This is a genomic window from Neorhodopirellula pilleata (genome assembly GCF_007859915.1).
Lineage (GTDB): Bacteria > Planctomycetota > Planctomycetia > Pirellulales > Pirellulaceae > Rhodopirellula > Rhodopirellula pilleata.
The window spans coordinates 184,086-199,179 of sequence record NZ_SJPM01000009.1 but is presented as its reverse complement, the minus strand read 5'-3'; the positions used below and the strand labels follow the sequence as shown (position 1 = coordinate 199,179).

Annotated in this window: 8 protein-coding genes; 1 reads left to right on the top strand and 7 read right to left on the bottom strand. The window is 54.0% G+C overall.

Features of this window, described 5'->3' with window-relative positions; translation table 11 throughout:
• Window positions 1–20 precede the first annotated feature (20 nt).
• The 7 genes from Pla100_RS19985 to Pla100_RS19955 form a co-directional block, all read right to left on the bottom strand.
• Window positions 21–2,402, bottom strand: a complete 2,382-nt coding sequence (locus tag Pla100_RS19985; protein WP_146579458.1) for a phosphoketolase family protein — start codon at window positions 2,400–2,402, stop codon at window positions 21–23.
• On the bottom strand, window positions 2,387–5,182 hold the full coding sequence (locus tag Pla100_RS19980; protein WP_146579457.1) for a cation-transporting P-type ATPase: 2,796 nt from the start codon (window positions 5,180–5,182) through the stop codon (window positions 2,387–2,389). Before Pla100_RS19980 ends, Pla100_RS19985 begins: the two co-directional genes overlap by 16 nt.
• A 53-nt stretch (window positions 5,183–5,235) precedes the next feature.
• Window positions 5,236–5,586, bottom strand: a complete 351-nt coding sequence (locus tag Pla100_RS19975) for an ArsR/SmtB family transcription factor (RefSeq protein ID WP_146579456.1) — start codon at window positions 5,584–5,586, stop codon at window positions 5,236–5,238.
• A 297-nt stretch (window positions 5,587–5,883) separates the two neighbouring features.
• Entirely contained in the window at window positions 5,884–6,084 is a 201-nt protein-coding gene (locus Pla100_RS19970) for a DUF5989 family protein (RefSeq protein WP_146579455.1), read from the bottom strand.
• A gap of 50 nt (window positions 6,085–6,134) precedes the next feature.
• Window positions 6,135–6,542, bottom strand: a complete 408-nt coding sequence (locus tag Pla100_RS19965) for a hypothetical protein (RefSeq protein WP_146579454.1) — start codon at window positions 6,540–6,542, stop codon at window positions 6,135–6,137.
• A 6-nt stretch (window positions 6,543–6,548) separates the two neighbouring features.
• Window positions 6,549–8,390 (bottom strand): carbamoyltransferase family protein, encoded by a 1,842-nt coding sequence (locus Pla100_RS19960; RefSeq protein WP_146579453.1) that lies wholly within the window; start codon window positions 8,388–8,390, stop codon window positions 6,549–6,551.
• Between the two features lie 61 nt (window positions 8,391–8,451).
• Window positions 8,452–9,525 (bottom strand): polysaccharide deacetylase family protein, encoded by a 1,074-nt coding sequence (locus Pla100_RS19955; RefSeq protein ID WP_231603273.1) that lies wholly within the window; start codon window positions 9,523–9,525, stop codon window positions 8,452–8,454.
• 621 nt (window positions 9,526–10,146) lie between these two features.
• Between Pla100_RS19955 and Pla100_RS19950 the strand changes: the two genes are divergently transcribed.
• A complete protein-coding gene (locus tag Pla100_RS19950; RefSeq protein WP_146579451.1) occupies window positions 10,147–15,087 on the top strand; it encodes a type I polyketide synthase in 4,941 nt (1,646 codons plus the stop codon).
• Window positions 15,088–15,094 lie beyond the last annotated feature (7 nt).

Here is a 15,094-nt window from a genome sequence, read left to right as displayed (position 1 = left end):
CAAGTCGGACTAGGTTGTGGTCAAATCCTGCGATTGGCGGGGACTCGTGGCCACGTCCAATCGCGGATCTCGGCCATGTCTTGACCGTGCTCGTTGATGTAGCGTTTGTGCTCGATCAATTTGTCGCGAAGCATTTGCTTCACGTAGGCTTCTTTGGCTCCCAATTTGGGCACACGCTCGATCACGTCCTCGACTAGATTGAACCGATCCAGGTCGTTCAGAACGACCATGTCGAACGGCGTCGTGGTCGTGCCCTCTTCCTTGTAGCCGCGAACGTGCAGATTCTTGTGATTGGTCCGGCGGTAGGTCAGTCGATGGATCAACCACGGATAACCGTGAAAGGCAAAGATGATCGGCTTGTCGGTCGTGAACATGATGTCAAAGTCTCGATGCGATAGGCCGTGAGGATGCTCTTCGGGTGTCTGCAGTTTCATCAGGTTCACGACATTGATCACGCGAACTTTCAGATCGGGCAACTCACGGCGAATGATATCGACCGCGGCGAGCGTTTCGAGGGTGGGAACATCGCCACAACAAGCCATGACCACGTCGGGTTCGTCGCCCTGATCGTTACTTGCCCAATCCCAAATGCTGATTCCGGCGGTGCAGTGCTTGATCGCATCGTCCATCGACAGCCATTGAGGCGACGGTTGTTTTCCGGCCACGATCACGTTCACATCATTGCGGCTGCGCAAACAATGATCGGTCACCGACAGCAAACAGTTCGCGTCGGGGGGCAAATAGACGCGAATGATCTCGGACTTCTTGTTAATGACATGGTCGATGAACCCGGGGTCTTGATGACTGAACCCGTTATGGTCTTGTCGCCAAACGTGCGACGAGAGCAAATAGTTCAACGATGCGATCGGCCGTCGCCACGGGATGTGTTCACACACTTTGAGCCATTTGGCGTGTTGGTTGAACATCGAGTCGATGATGTGAATGAACGCTTCGTAACAGTTGAAAAAACCGTGCCGTCCGGTTAACAGATAGCCTTCGAGCCAACCTTGGCATTGATGTTCCGACAGCATCTCCATCACGCGGCCGTCGGCCGACATGTGGTCATCGCCTGGAAGCCTGTCCCCTACGAAGGCGCGGTCGGTCACTTCAAAGACATCACCCCAGCGGTTGGAGGCGTTCTCGTCGGGGCTGAAGATGCGGAAGTTTTTCGCTTCCAAGTTCAATTTCATCACGTCGCGAATGAACTTGCCTTGCACCCGCGTCGCTTCGGCTTTGACGCTCCCCGGATGCGATACTTCGATCGCGTAATCGCGGAAGTCGGGCATGCGGAGGCTCTTCAGCAACAGGCCTCCGTTGGCATGCGGATTGGCCCCCATGCGTCGATCACCCTTGGGCGGCAATTCGGCGAGTTCGGCAATGAGACGTCCTTGCTCGTCGAAAAGTTCTTCGGGCCGGTAACTCTTCATCCATTCTTCGAGCAACGTGACATGGTCGGGCCGTTCGTGCATCTCGCCCATGGGCACCTGATGGCTGCGCCAATTGTCTTCGACCACGTGCCCGTCGACCTCGCGCGGGCAGGTCCATCCCTTGGGCGTTCGCATCACGATTACCGGCCACATCGGCCGCGTCGCGTCGTTGTTTTGCATGGCGTGTTGTTTGATCCGCTTGATCTCGTCGACGACTTGATCGAGCGTCGACGCCATCTGTTGATGCATTTTCTCCGGATCGTTGCCTTCGACAAAATACGGCGTGTAACCGTAACCCCGTAGTAAATGATCGAGTTCGTCGTGACTGATCCGGGCCAACACGGTCGGATTGGCGATCTTGTATCCGTTGAGGTGCAAGATCGGCAGGACGACGCCGTCATGAATCGGATTGAGGAATTTGTTCGAGTGCCAGCTTGTCGCCAAGGGTCCCGTCTCGGCTTCGCCGTCGCCGATCACACAAGCGACGATCAGTTCCGGGTTATCGAAGACCGCTCCGAATGCGTGTGACAAGGCGTACCCGAGTTCGCCTCCTTCGTGAATGCTGCCGGGCGTCTCCGGTGCGACGTGGCTGGGGATTCCGCCGGGAAAGCTGAACTGTTTGAACAGCCGCTTCATTCCGGCTTCGTCGAGTGTGATGTTGGGATACGTCTCGGTGTAGGTGCCTTCCAAATACGTGTTGGCGACCAATCCCGGCCCGCCGTGTCCTGGTCCGGCGATGTAGATCATGTTCAAGTCGTGTTGCTTGATGATGCGGTTGAGATGCACGTAAAGGAAGTTCAGGCCCGGTGTCGTTCCCCAATGTCCGAGCAACCTGGGCTTGATGTGTTCTTTCTGCAACGGTTGTTTCAGCAGCGGGTTATCGAACAGATAGATCTGACCGACCGACAAATAGTTCGCTGCCCGCCAATAGGCATCGATGCGAGCCAGTTCGTCTTGTGTTAGCGGATGTGACATGCATGGTTCCCTATGGATGAAGTTGCGGGTTTCGATGTTCGATGACGTAGCCACTTTTCGATACCGACGACGCAATAGATCATGAAGCCGGTTCCCAGAATCAAATACCATTCGGTCATACCGATCGGTGCGCTACCAAAGGCATGGTTCATAAAAGGCAGGTAAGTGAACCCGATTTGCATTAGGATCATCAGTCCCACGCCCGAGAGCAGCCATGGATTGCTGAATACACCGATCGCGAACATCGATCGGGTCAGTGAGCGGCAGTTGAACAGATAGAACAATTCCCCGAAGACGAACACGTTTACCGCAGCCGTTCGTCCGGCCGCTTCGCTTTCGCCGTGGTTGAGTTCCCACTTGAACAAGCCGAACGAACCGATCAACAACAGCACACCCACCAACAGGATTCGAAACATCAACGTTCGTGATAAGATCGGACTCGCGGGATCGCGTGGCCGACGCAACATGATCCCCGGTTCCTTTGGTTCGAAAGCGAGCATTAAGCCGAGCAGCACTGCAGTGGTCATGTTGATCCACAAGATTTGAACGGGAAGGATCGGCAACGCCGTGCCGAGAATCACGGCCACCAAAATGACGAGCCCTTCACCGATGTTCGTCGGCAGCGTCCAGGTGATGAACTTGATTAGGTTATCGAACACCTCGCGGCCTTCTTCGATGGCCGATTCGATCGATGAAAAGTTATCGTCGGTGAGCACCATGTCGGCGGCTTCCTTGGCGACCTCGGTGCCGGTGACGCCCATCGCCACGCCGATGTCGGCACGGCGCAACGCGGGTGCGTCGTTGACACCGTCGCCGGTCATCGCGACGACGTGGCCACGATGCTGCAACGCCTTCACCAGGCGAAGTTTTTGTTCCGGTGCCACGCGAGCAAACACCGAAGTCGTCTCGACGGCATCGTGGAGTTGTTCATCGGACAATTCCGCGAGCATCTGGCCGGTAAGGAAATGGTCGGTCGTCGGGCTGTCGTCTTGAGCATCGGGCGAGGATGGACTGTCTTGGCTGAGGTGACGAATGCCAACCAGGCCGATCTGCGAAGCAATTGCCGAGGCCGTCCCGGCGTGGTCGCCGGTGATCATCTTCACTTGAATGCCCGCAGCCTGGCACGCCCGCACCGCCTCCACCGCTTCGGGCCGTGGCGGATCGATCATTCCCTGCAGTCCGATAAAGGTCAGCCCACTCTCCACGTCAGCGTGTTCGATGGCGGTCGCTCTCACCGAAAGTTCCTTTGTTGCAAACGCAAGAACTCGCAAACCCTCCGTCGCCATTTCGTTGACGCGCCGGTGGATGTCGTATGCGTCGAGCGTTGCGCTCTCATTTCTTTTTCCCAGTGCGTCGTCGCAACGCGGAAGGATGCTTTCAACGGAACCCTTCACATAGGCTACCGGCGCGTTGCCCGATCCCCTGTCATGCAAGGTCGCCATGTATTGGTATTCCGATTCGAAAGGAATCGCATCCAATCGCGGATTCGCGTGCGTCATGGTCTCCACGCTCATTCCGGCTTTGCGAGCCGATACGATCAAGGCCGCTTCGGTCGGATCGCCCGTGACTTTCCAACCGTCGTCCTGCAGTGAGACGGCCGAGTCGTTGCAAAGAAGTCCCGCTTTCAAACATTCGATCAGCGCCGGATGATGATCCAGATTGATCGCAGCGTCGTTGATGAGAATCTCGCCATCGGGTGCGTAGCCGACTCCCGAGATATCCAACCGTTCCCCGGTTGCGTATACCGCTCGAACGGTCATCTGGTTTTGAGTCAACGTTCCCGTCTTGTCCGAACAAATCACGGTCGTGCTGCCGAGCGTTTCGACGGCGGGAAGCTTACGAATGATCGCATTGTGCTTGGCCATCTTGCCGACACCGATCGCCAAAGTGATCGTCACGGCCGCCGGCAAGCCTTCAGGAATCGCGCCGACGGAAAGTGCGACCGCGGCCATGAACATGTCCAATGCCGACTCGCCGCGAAGGAGGCCGATGACGAACGTCACCGCAGCCATACCAAGAATCACGTACAGCAAAACACCGCTGAAATGAGCAATCTTTCGAGTCAGGGGCGTCGCCAGGACCTCGGCCGTTGATATCAACTCCGAGATCCGACCGATTTCGGTGTCGTCACCGATGCCGACCACGACGCCGGTCGCCGTGCCGTAAGTCACCAATGTTGACGAATAAACCATGTTGCGACGATCCGCCAATACCGTGTCGACATCGATCGCGTCGATCCGTTTTTCGATCGGAACCGACTCACCCGTCAGCGTCGATTCATCGACTTGCAGCTCGCGGCAGGCGAGCAATCGCAGATCGGCGGGAACCTTATCGCCCGATTGCAAAAACACGACGTCACCCGGGACGAGCTGCGTCGATGATATTCGCGTTTTCTCACCGCCTCGCATCACCGTCGCCTCGCTCGTCATCGCCCGAGCCAACGCGTCGATTGCCTTGAGTGCCTTGGTTTCCTGAACAAATCCGATCGTCGCGTTGACTAGCACGACACCCATGATCACGATCGAATCCACCCATTCCTGCAAAAGCGCCGTGATCACTGCGGCGGCCAACAGGATGTAAACGAGCGGTTGATGAAACTCCATCAGAAACCGCACCAACGGTCCTTGGCCTTGGCGATGGGTAATGGCATTGGGACCGAACCGTTCTCGCCGATCCTCGACCTCGGGCAGTTCCAAACCGTTATCGAGATCCGTGTCCAAGAGTTCGATCACTTCCGACTTGGGAAGGTGATGCCATGTTCTCGTCTGAATCGTATCCATTCGATCTGATTGCTTATGATGTGATGCGAATCGTTAAGTTAGCTGACTGACCATTATTCGGACCATTTTGATTTTGCTTTCTTAATTGCTTTCCGAACCTCGTCCGCCCGATCATCCATGGGCGCCAAAAAATCCATGCCTTCAACGATCCAGGTGGCCAATCGCTCGGAGCGAAGATGATAGATCACTCGGCGACCTTCACGACGTTCCGCGACGACCCGCCGGGCTCGCAAGAGCATCAGGTGTTGCGACACATTCGAGGGGGCAAGTCCGGTCGCGCTGGCCAACGAGGCGACATCTCGTTCGCCGCTACTGAGTTCCTCCAGAATCTGAATCCGTCGAGGATGCGACAATACTTTGAGGAACTCAGCAAGTTCCGTGGCGGCCAACAAACGATACGGCATCGGTGATTTTCTTAGTGACCTTGACTCTCAAAGCGAAAGGACTCTCAAAGCGAAAGCGTTGAAGCCTTTTACATTCCCGAATTCCAATATTCAAGAATGCGAAGATGAGAAGATGCAGTTCGCGTGCCATCGTCCGATGGTGGACTTGATGTCTTCCTTCTGGGACGTATCGTCTCGAACTGAACGCTCAAGGTGTGCGGTCGAGCACAATGGCGCGCCAATCGAATCACTTGATCTGTTGGCGTTAAAGGCACGAAACGTCACTCGACTCCGCAAGTCGAGTTCAGTGATCGCCAATCAGAATAAAGTGTAGATAAAGGGCGCCGCACCGGTCGTGCTCAGTGTGGCGAGCAACCCCACCAACGCGAGCGTCAGGAGAATTGGAATCATCCAATAGGCCTTGTTCTCTTTGATGAACAAACAGAACTCGCTGAAGAGAGACATAGGCTTCTCTTCGTTGAGTTTCTCGAATTCATTTTTTTGAGGTTGTTCGGACATGTCGTGTCTCACCACGCGGGGTTGTGGCCGGAAGAGTGGCCCTATCGCAATTAAAATTGCCGGAAATAGCTATCGATCGATTTCGGTTTCTTCTTAGGCTGCCAATAAGACTGACGTGTTCGATCCAATCGCAGTTGCAAGCGATCGCGATTCATCCACTTGAAAACAACGCCAATTGGAAAGAACACCAAAAAGAATAGCGAAAGCATCGCCATCTCGCCTACGACCATTCCGATCGGAATCGTAACGAGCATCAAAACGACGAACAAGGGCGAAACTAGCTTAGGAGTCAACCAAGACAAACCCGCGATCACTCCGCCGATCGCCGTCAAAGCGAGCAGCCAGCTTGGAGGCGCCGACCAGATCCATCCGATCAACGGCAAGGCAAACAAGCAGATGCCACCGAACTGACGCAGTTGTCGGTTGTCGGGACGGAAATTGGCTTCAACGAAGGGCATCGAAATTCAATCGAGTTGAAATTGTGCGAGGTGTTTTTGACGTAGCTCGCGTGAATCGAACTGGGTTTGTTCCGCTTTAAGAACGATGTGGCGTCCCAGGACTAACGCGTCCATTTCGGTCGCCATGAAACATCGAATCGCATCTTCGGGCGTGCATACGATCGGCTCGCTTCGAACGTTGAAGCTGGTATTGATCAACACGGGGCATCCGGTCATTTGATGAAACTGACTGAGAAGTTGATGCAACATCGGATTGCGGATTCGATCGACTGTCTGGATTCTTGCCGAGTAATCGACATGAGTGATGGCGGGCAGCGATGAGCGAACAAATCGGAGTTTTTCGATTCCGAAGGCGTCGGCCTCGTCGTTGCCAAGCGGCTTGCGGATGTTTTGATCGACCGGAGCGACGATCAACATGTACGGGGACTCATGTTCCGCATCGATTTCGAAGTACTGGTCAGCGTATTCGCGAAGCACGATCGGTGCGAACGGCCGAAATGACTCACGAAACTTGATCTTTAAATTCATCACCGATTGCATCTTCTCGCTTCGCGGATCTCCCAGAATACTTCGATCACCGAGAGCCCTGGGCCCGAATTCCATTCGTCCTTGAAACCAGCCGATGACGTTTTCATCGGCAATCAATCTTGCCGTTTGTTCGCAGGTCTCCAGGTCGGTTTGATAGCTGGTGAAACGAAGATTGTGTGAACGCAAACAGGAAGCGATTTCAGAATCCGAAAACGAGGGGCCTAACAGGGATCCTTTTTGGGAATCCATCGGCCCAACGACACGGGGCTTTTCGAGTAATTGATGCCAAATGAACTGAGCAACGCCCAACGCACCTCCGGCATCGCCTGCGGCGGGCTGAATCCAAATGTCACGAAAAGGGCCCTCTCGAAGCAGACGTCCGTTGGCAACGCAATTGAGCGCGACGCCACCGGCGAGCACAAGATCCTTCATGCCGGTGCAACGATGAACGTGACGGCCCATCCGCAAGACGATCTCCTCGGTCACCGCTTGCACCGACGCGGCTAAGTCCATCTCGCGCTGTGTCACGTCCGAATCAGGTGGTTTCGGTGGCCCTCCGAACAAACGATGCATCTTGGTGGACGTCATCGTTAAGCCTTGGCAGTAATTGAAATAGCTCATGTCCATTCGGAATGAGCCGTCGTCCTTGACGTCGATGAGGTTGTCGAGGATCAGGTCGCGGTAGATCGGGGTTCCGTAGGGAGCCAATCCCATCAACTTGTACTCACCGCTATTGACACGGAAGCCCGTGTAATAGGTGAACGCCGAGTACAGCAATCCGAGTGAATGAGGAAATCGTAGTTCTTGTTCGAGCTCGATTCGATTGCCCCGGCCGATACCAAAGCAAGTTGTCGACCACTCACCGACTCCGTCGAGCGTCATGATGGCGGCTTCGTCAAAGGGCGAGGGGAAGAAGGCGCTCGCGGCGTGCGATTCATGGTGATCGGTGAAAACAAACCTGCCTCCGTAATCGCTTCCAAGTCCGGCACGAATCTCGCGAGGTAGATAGAGTTTCTTCTTGATCCATAATGGCATCGATTGCCGGAATGAGCGGTAGCCCGACGGCACAAATGCCAAATAGGTTTCGAGCAGACGTTCAAACTTGGTGATCGGCTTGTCATAAAAGCCGACGTAATCGATGTCTCGAGCCTGGATTCCGGCGATATCAAGGCAGCAGCGGACGGCGTTCTCGGGAAAAGCATCGTCGTGCTTTTTGCGTGTGAATCGCTCTTCTTGGGCGGCAGCGACGATCTCACCGTCGACGACCAGGGCGGCGGCAGAATCGTGATAGAACGCGGAGATACCTAGAATGTTGGCCATCGTTGCTCAAGTTGGAACTCGGCAGCTCGCTCTCACCGCATCGGCAAGCAGGCAGGCCGCATCAGCCAGGTTCGACCTGCAGAATATTGCCAAGACGCATCGCTCGGGCACGCCCAGACTCAGGGCCGACGATGAGCTGACCCGTTTCGCAAGTCTGAATCTTAAGTGAGTCACGTATCCGCCACCAGCGTGCAACTTCATGAGGGAGTGTCGTCCAACAATCGGATTGTTCGGCGACATACTCAAGAAAACGGCGATAAACGTCCAGACGTCCGGGCGTGTCAAGATAATCCGGATGCGTGATCAGCATCGCCATCCCCGAAAGGGATCGCAGGTATTCGAATTTTCGGAACCAGGTCGTCGGCTCGGTTTCGCCAAGGGTAACCAGCAACGTGTGATCTTGTGGAAGTGTGTAGGGCAACTCGACCAACTTTCCGACAATAAAAGGCCACACCCCGCCAACACCGCCCGGCATCGCTTGGAATGGATCGTAATCGAAAGTAGAAGCGTCGTAATCGACATCAAGCGCCTGCTGCCACTCCAGATTCCGATGAACCATCGGTGCTCGAAAACCGGTCGCTCGAAAATCCCTCAGTGCCCGGTTAATGGGAATCGTTCGTCGGTCAAATATCCGTTTAGACTCAAACAACCGACCGTCATGATTGAACCCATGCACGCCAATTTCGTGCCCGCGGTCTTGGAGATCTCGCAGAATCCCGAGGTCGACTCTGTATTTGTATGGAACCACATTCCATGCCGAACGAAGTCCGTAGCGTTCCTCCAACGCCGCAAGCTTGTCAACGGATCTCAAACCTTCCTTCGTTTCGACGTCATGCGTCAGGACTGCCACCGTCTCGTACTGATCCGGCCACGGGTGAACCGCCAGTTGCTCGCGCTCCGTTTCGACCGCGGCTCCAAAATCCCTAAGAAAATCCGTTGAATGATCACAACGTTCGGACAAGTCGAAGACCCGATTTCGTCTCCGCTGCAAAAAATGCCTCGCCGGAACGGGGATCAACGGACGAAGCCGATAATAAAGCTTGAACGTGTTCGACAGACGTGCTTGCTGGCAGTCACGTTTGAAATAGCTTCCCAATACCTCGCCAGCGGCGCCGCCAAAAGCAAAACGCGTCATCTGCAATGGATCATCCGCAAACCTTCCGGCATTATCCGCTATATCGTTCATGCGTTGGATGCGTTCGTTACACAAATTCGACAGCGGACGCAAGGTCAAGAGCCTATCCGAAAAGGGGTCTGACCCTCTCCGGCGAAACCAGAAAAGCAACGAAAATTGACTCGCCTACTCAAATCACTACTCCCAAAGAATAGCTCAATTATCTTATATGGAGAAATTACTAAAACCAGGGCCAACGACCACAACTTCAAATGATTCCATGAGAGTCTCTGTGGCAACCAACCAAGCCGCCGGTTCGATTGTAAGGATTATATCGGCTCGAAGGAGCTGATCGCCTTCGCAATTCATTCCAGATTAGTTGAACGTCTCAGTAGCGGGAAGTAAGCTTTGACTCTCGATGCCGTTGTCTCTGCGTGATTGCCCCGAAATCGAGAAGAATGCCGGGCCTTGGTCAACAAAATTTAAATAGCCGATTAAAAGTGCTTCAGTTTCCGAGACCAGTCTGGTGCTAAATTCGCTTCTTTCAAAACTTGCATGCGATTCGCAGATCGGCTTAGGGATTGAGTTCTTTCTCAGTCAAAAAGTGCACATGAGAGTGTACCTGAGTTTAGGGCGACTTCGTTGAGTGAAGCAACCATTGCAATCACGGCAACTTTCACCGCCGAGCCGGTCCGTTTGCCACTCGCTAGCTGGATGGGCGTGCTGAACGATCCTCACGCGATTGAGTTCGCTCCCTATGGGCAGGTTCTGCAATCATTGGTTGATCCTAAGTCGGTCTTGGCGACCTCGCCGGGAGGGATAAACGTCGTTCTGTTACGATTGGAGGATTGGGCTCAGTCGGCACTTTCTCGCTTGTCGGAGCGGGGAATTGAATTTTGCGAGGCTGTCGTTTCGTTTACCAATCGCAGTTCTTGCCCGATAATCGTCTGCCTTTGCCCCGATGCCCCTGAACTTGACAAAAATACTGCGACTACGATCAACGAAGTGCAGCAAGAGATTGCGGCGAAGCTATCCGGTCACGCGGGAATCGAGGTTCTGACTTCACGCGAATTGCTCGAAACCTACCCTGTCGCGAATTACTTCGACGGAATTGCGAACCGAACGGCACACATTCCTTATACCGCCGAGTTCTATACCGGCCTCGGAACACTACTCGCCAGACGCATCAATCGCATTCGTCGAAAGCCAGTGAAGGTCGTCGTTGTCGACTGCGACAATACGCTTTGGAACGGCGTATGTGGCGAATTAGGGCCACACGGAGTTCGCATCGAAGAAGGGCACCGGAAGCTACAACAGCGATTAATTGAGTTGCAACATAAAGGGATGCTGTTGGCCCTATGTAGCAAAAATAAGGAGTCGGACGTTTGGGATGTGTTCAATCAGAATGACTCGATGTTGTTGCAACAAACGCAAATCACGGCAGCAGAGATCAATTGGAACTCTAAGTCGAGCAATTTACGTCGTCTTGCAAACACACTAGGCCTCTCTACCGATAGTTTTGTGTTCTTGGATGACAATCCCGTTGAGATTGCCGAGGTTCAAGCGAATTGCCCTACGGTTGTTGCGATCCGAGTGCCCCAGCCTAGTCTTATTCCGTCTTTGCTGGATCACATATGGCCGTTTGATCTAACGGAAGTGAATGAAGACGACCAAAAACGCAGCGAGCATTATAAGATCGAGTCTCGTCGACAAACAGAACGCCAGGAGAGCCACAGCATGAGGCATTTCCTGGAGAACCTTGAACTGCAGGTTCGATTCCAGGATATCGATGAAAACAACTTAGATCGAATTGCCCAACTGACTCAGCGCACGAATCAATTCAACACCACGTTGCGTCGACGCAACGCTGCCGAAGTTCGACAATTAATCGGCAACCCTGAGCATCTCGCTTTTGCAGTTGAGGTATCCGACAAATTCGGTGATTATGGATTAGTCGGCTTCGTTGATTGCCAGCGTCATTCGCAAGGGATATGCGTCGACACATTCGTTTTGAGTTGTCGGGCATTGGGCCGAGGCGTCGAGCATCACATGATCCGCCATGTCGGACAACTGGCGCGGAATTTAAACCTAGACGAAGTGCACGTCACCTTTGTGCATGGTGATCGCAACAAGCCGGCGGCAGATTTCTTGAGTTCGTTTGGCGAGGAACTTGGCCGCCCTTGCCAGCAAGGAATTGATTATCGCTATCCAGTCAATCTCATTTGTACGCTGGATCCGATCAGCGCGTGCGAGAATACAGAAAACTCGTCGCCCGGCGTTTCTGGGTCTGATGCGTTTGGAGCGGAAGGCGTTCGAGAGAACGCCCAAGTATTCGGCCTAATAGCGAACGACTTTCAAACCGTTGACCAGGTTCTAGGGCGATTGGCACACGAAGCCGTTGCACGTCCTGACCTCCAAACGCCGTATGAGTCGGCACGCAACGATCTTGAACGTGAACTTGTTAGCATTTGTTGTCAGGTGCTCAATCTCCAGAAAGTTGGCGTGACCGATTCGCTTCATGATTTAGGTGCAACATCACTTCAGCTGGTGCAGATTCACAGCCGACTGGTGCAGCGACTCGATTCTGACCTGTCGATTACTAACATGTACTCGCTGCGGACCGTTCGTGATATTGCCGAACATCTCAGCGTGCCTTCGCAGCCTTCGTGTCGCACGAATGGGCAAGGTCGACTGATCGAACGAAAGTCCGGCGGTGATGGTATCGCAGTGGTCGGAATGGCCGGAAGGTTCCCTGGTGCTGATAGCATTTCGCAGTTTTGGGATAATTTAGCCAATGGTGTGAACTGCATCGTTGATATTCCGGAGGTCGAACTGAACTTGCCTTCCGATAGCCCACTGCGAACCAACCCGAATCTGGTTCGCAAAGCGGCCACGGTCCGCGATGCCGATAAGTTTGATGCGAAGTTCTTCGGGGTGTTCCCCAAAGAAGCCCAGGTTATGGACCCGCAGCATCGGCTCATGCTTGAGACCTGTTGGCACGCTTTGGAAGACGCCGGGTATTGTCCCGATGCGATGGATTGCTCCGTAGGCGTCTTTGCCGGTTGTTACATGGATACGTACATCTTGTCTAGCTTGGCGAGCAGACCCGAATTGTTGGCTAGTCTGGCTAACTCCTTTCATGGCGGCGACCTACTTACCGAACTCGGCAATGACAAGGATTACTTGGCCACGCGAATTTCGTTTCTCTTGAACTTGCACGGCCCGGCAATGACGGTGCAAACCGCTTGCTCGACATCCTTGGTTGCGATTATCCAAGCTTGTCAGTCGCTTGAGTTGGGGCAGTGCGACATGGCGTTGGCAGGCGGGTCAACACTTAAGTTCCCACAACAGCGAGGTTACCTCTACTCCGACGGAGGAATGGTCTCGCCAGATGGCGTGTGCCGAAGCTTCGACGCCGACGCGCGTGGAACCGTGTTTGGTGAAGGCGTGGCGGCGGTTCTATTGAAGCGAGTCGAAGACGCCGTGGCAGACGGTGACGATATTTATGCCGTGATCAAGGGTTGGGGGATCAACAATGATGGCCGCTCGAAAATGAGCTACACCGCTCCAAGTGTGGATGGTCAATCTCAAGCAGTTTTGATGGCCCATCAGCGTGCCGGCATCTCGGCGGACACCATTTCTTACGTCGAAGCTCATGGAACGGGAACGACGATTGGGGACCCGATCGAAATCGACGCGCTGACCCGAGCATTCCGACAGTCAACGTCAAAAACCGGGTACTGCGCCATCGGAAGCGTCAAATCAAATATCGGCCACTTGGACGTTGCGGCAGGTGTGACCGGGCTGATCAAAACCTGTCTCGCGATGCGTCACGGAACGATACCACCGAGCTTGAACTTCAATCGTCCCAATCCGAACATTGATTTTGAAAAGAGTCCATTCTTTGTCGTCACGGAACCACTTCAATGGACCTCAGACAATAGACCGCGAAGAGCTGGACTAAGTTCATTCGGTGTCGGCGGCACCAATGCCCATATCGTCGTTGAGGAGCCACCGGCGGCGGAGCTATCCGCGTCTTCGCCGATGCCACAACTGATTTCGTTATCCGCTCGGAGCCCATCTGCATTGGAACAAATGAGCGGAGACTTGGCGAAGTTCCTGAGCGAGCAACCGGGTGTGAGTCTCGCCGATGTGGCCTACACACTACAGGTGGGCCGCAAAACATTGAATTATTCGAGAGTCCTTGTTGCCGAGGACACGACCGAGGCCTCAGAACGATTGTCGCGTCCGGAAAACGCATCTGTCTATACGCATCATCAGGTCCGTCGAGGGGTCCCCGTTGCGTTCTTGTTCCCGGGCCAGGGGGCGCAACATGTCAACATGGCAATTGATTTGTACGAGTCGCACCCGGTGTTTCGAACCGAGTTCGACCGATGCTGTGAGTTGCTCGTGCCGGAGCTGGGATTTGATCTGAAGGAAAAACTATTCACGAACGATACCGAAGAATCAACCAAGGCCGTTAATCAAACCACAGTCGCCCAGCCGGCAATTTTTGCGGTTAGCTATGCGAGTGCAAAGTGTTTCGAGCATGCCGGCATTGTTCCTAGTCAAATGATCGGACACAGTGTCGGAGAGTTTGTTGCCGCATGTCTGGCTGGTGTTTTTTCGCTTTCGGATGCGTTGAAATTGATCGCCTTTCGCGGCAGGAGCATGCAACAGCTTCCGCCGGGCAACATGATGGCGATTCGGATGACCGAGGCTGAAGTCGCTGAAGCAATCTCAGGCACCGACCTCGAACTTGCGGCGATCAATGGGCCGACGCTCTGTGTCGTCGCGGGACCTGTCGATTCGATCGAATGGCTCAAGCAAAAGCTTGAGGCGAACGAAGTTGTATGTCGGATGCTGCAAACATCACATGCATTTCACTCGTCAATGATGGAACCGGTGGTCGAGCCGCTTGCGGAAATGCTAAAGGGAATGAATCTCAGCGTTCCAGCGGTTCCTATTATCTCATCGGTTACTGGGCAGATGTTGTCTGATGCCGAGGCGACCGACCCGTTGTATTGGGCGAGACATTTACGAAATACAGTTCGGTTCACCGACTCGGTCGAACATTTACTGACACAGACTGATTCCATGCTATTGGAAGTGGGGCCGGGACAAACGCTCTGCACGTTAGCCCGTCAACATCCCGCCTGCCCGAAAGAGCGTGTTGTTTTGTCTTCGTCGCCGCACGCAAAGCAATCCGTCTCCTCGTATAGTCACCTCTTGTTGACTTTGGGAAGAGTATGGCAAGCAGGCGGCAAGGTCGACTGGAAAAGACACAGTCAAGGGCAAGGACAAGGTCGGCGACGTGTTCACCTCCCGACTTATCCATTTGAACGTCAACGACATTGGTTTTCGGAAAGCGAACCATCGGGGTCTTCGATTCCTGAAAGCTCCGTGATACAAGTTCACGGCAACGATTTAGAAGAATCCGCCCGGGAGTTACCTAGCTTGGCGGAACCGAAATTTGAACAGCAGAAGGTAGTCGCTCGATCCGAAGACAGCGATATCACGCAATTGGTAATAAGACAGCAACTGCACATCATGAAGCAGCAGTTGGAAGCTTGGAACGGCTAGATTTCTC

Bases quoted from the DNA above. Each gene is read 5' to 3' on its own strand.
- Pla100_RS19985 (WP_146579458.1), bottom strand. From the start codon at position 2,402: ATGTCACATCCGCTAACACAAGACGAACTGGCTCGCATCGATGCCTAT.
- Pla100_RS19980 (WP_146579457.1), bottom strand. From the start codon at position 5,182: ATGGATACGATTCAGACGAGAACATGGCATCACCTTCCCAAGTCGGAA.
- Pla100_RS19975 (WP_146579456.1), bottom strand. From the start codon at position 5,586: ATGCCGTATCGTTTGTTGGCCGCCACGGAACTTGCTGAGTTCCTCAAA.
- Pla100_RS19970 (WP_146579455.1), bottom strand. From the start codon at position 6,084: ATGTCCGAACAACCTCAAAAAAATGAATTCGAGAAACTCAACGAAGAG.
- Pla100_RS19965 (WP_146579454.1), bottom strand. From the start codon at position 6,542: ATGCCCTTCGTTGAAGCCAATTTCCGTCCCGACAACCGACAACTGCGT.
- Pla100_RS19960 (WP_146579453.1), bottom strand. From the start codon at position 8,390: ATGGCCAACATTCTAGGTATCTCCGCGTTCTATCACGATTCTGCCGCC.
- Pla100_RS19955 (WP_231603273.1), bottom strand. From the start codon at position 9,525: ATGACGCGTTTTGCTTTTGGCGGCGCCGCTGGCGAGGTATTGGGAAGC.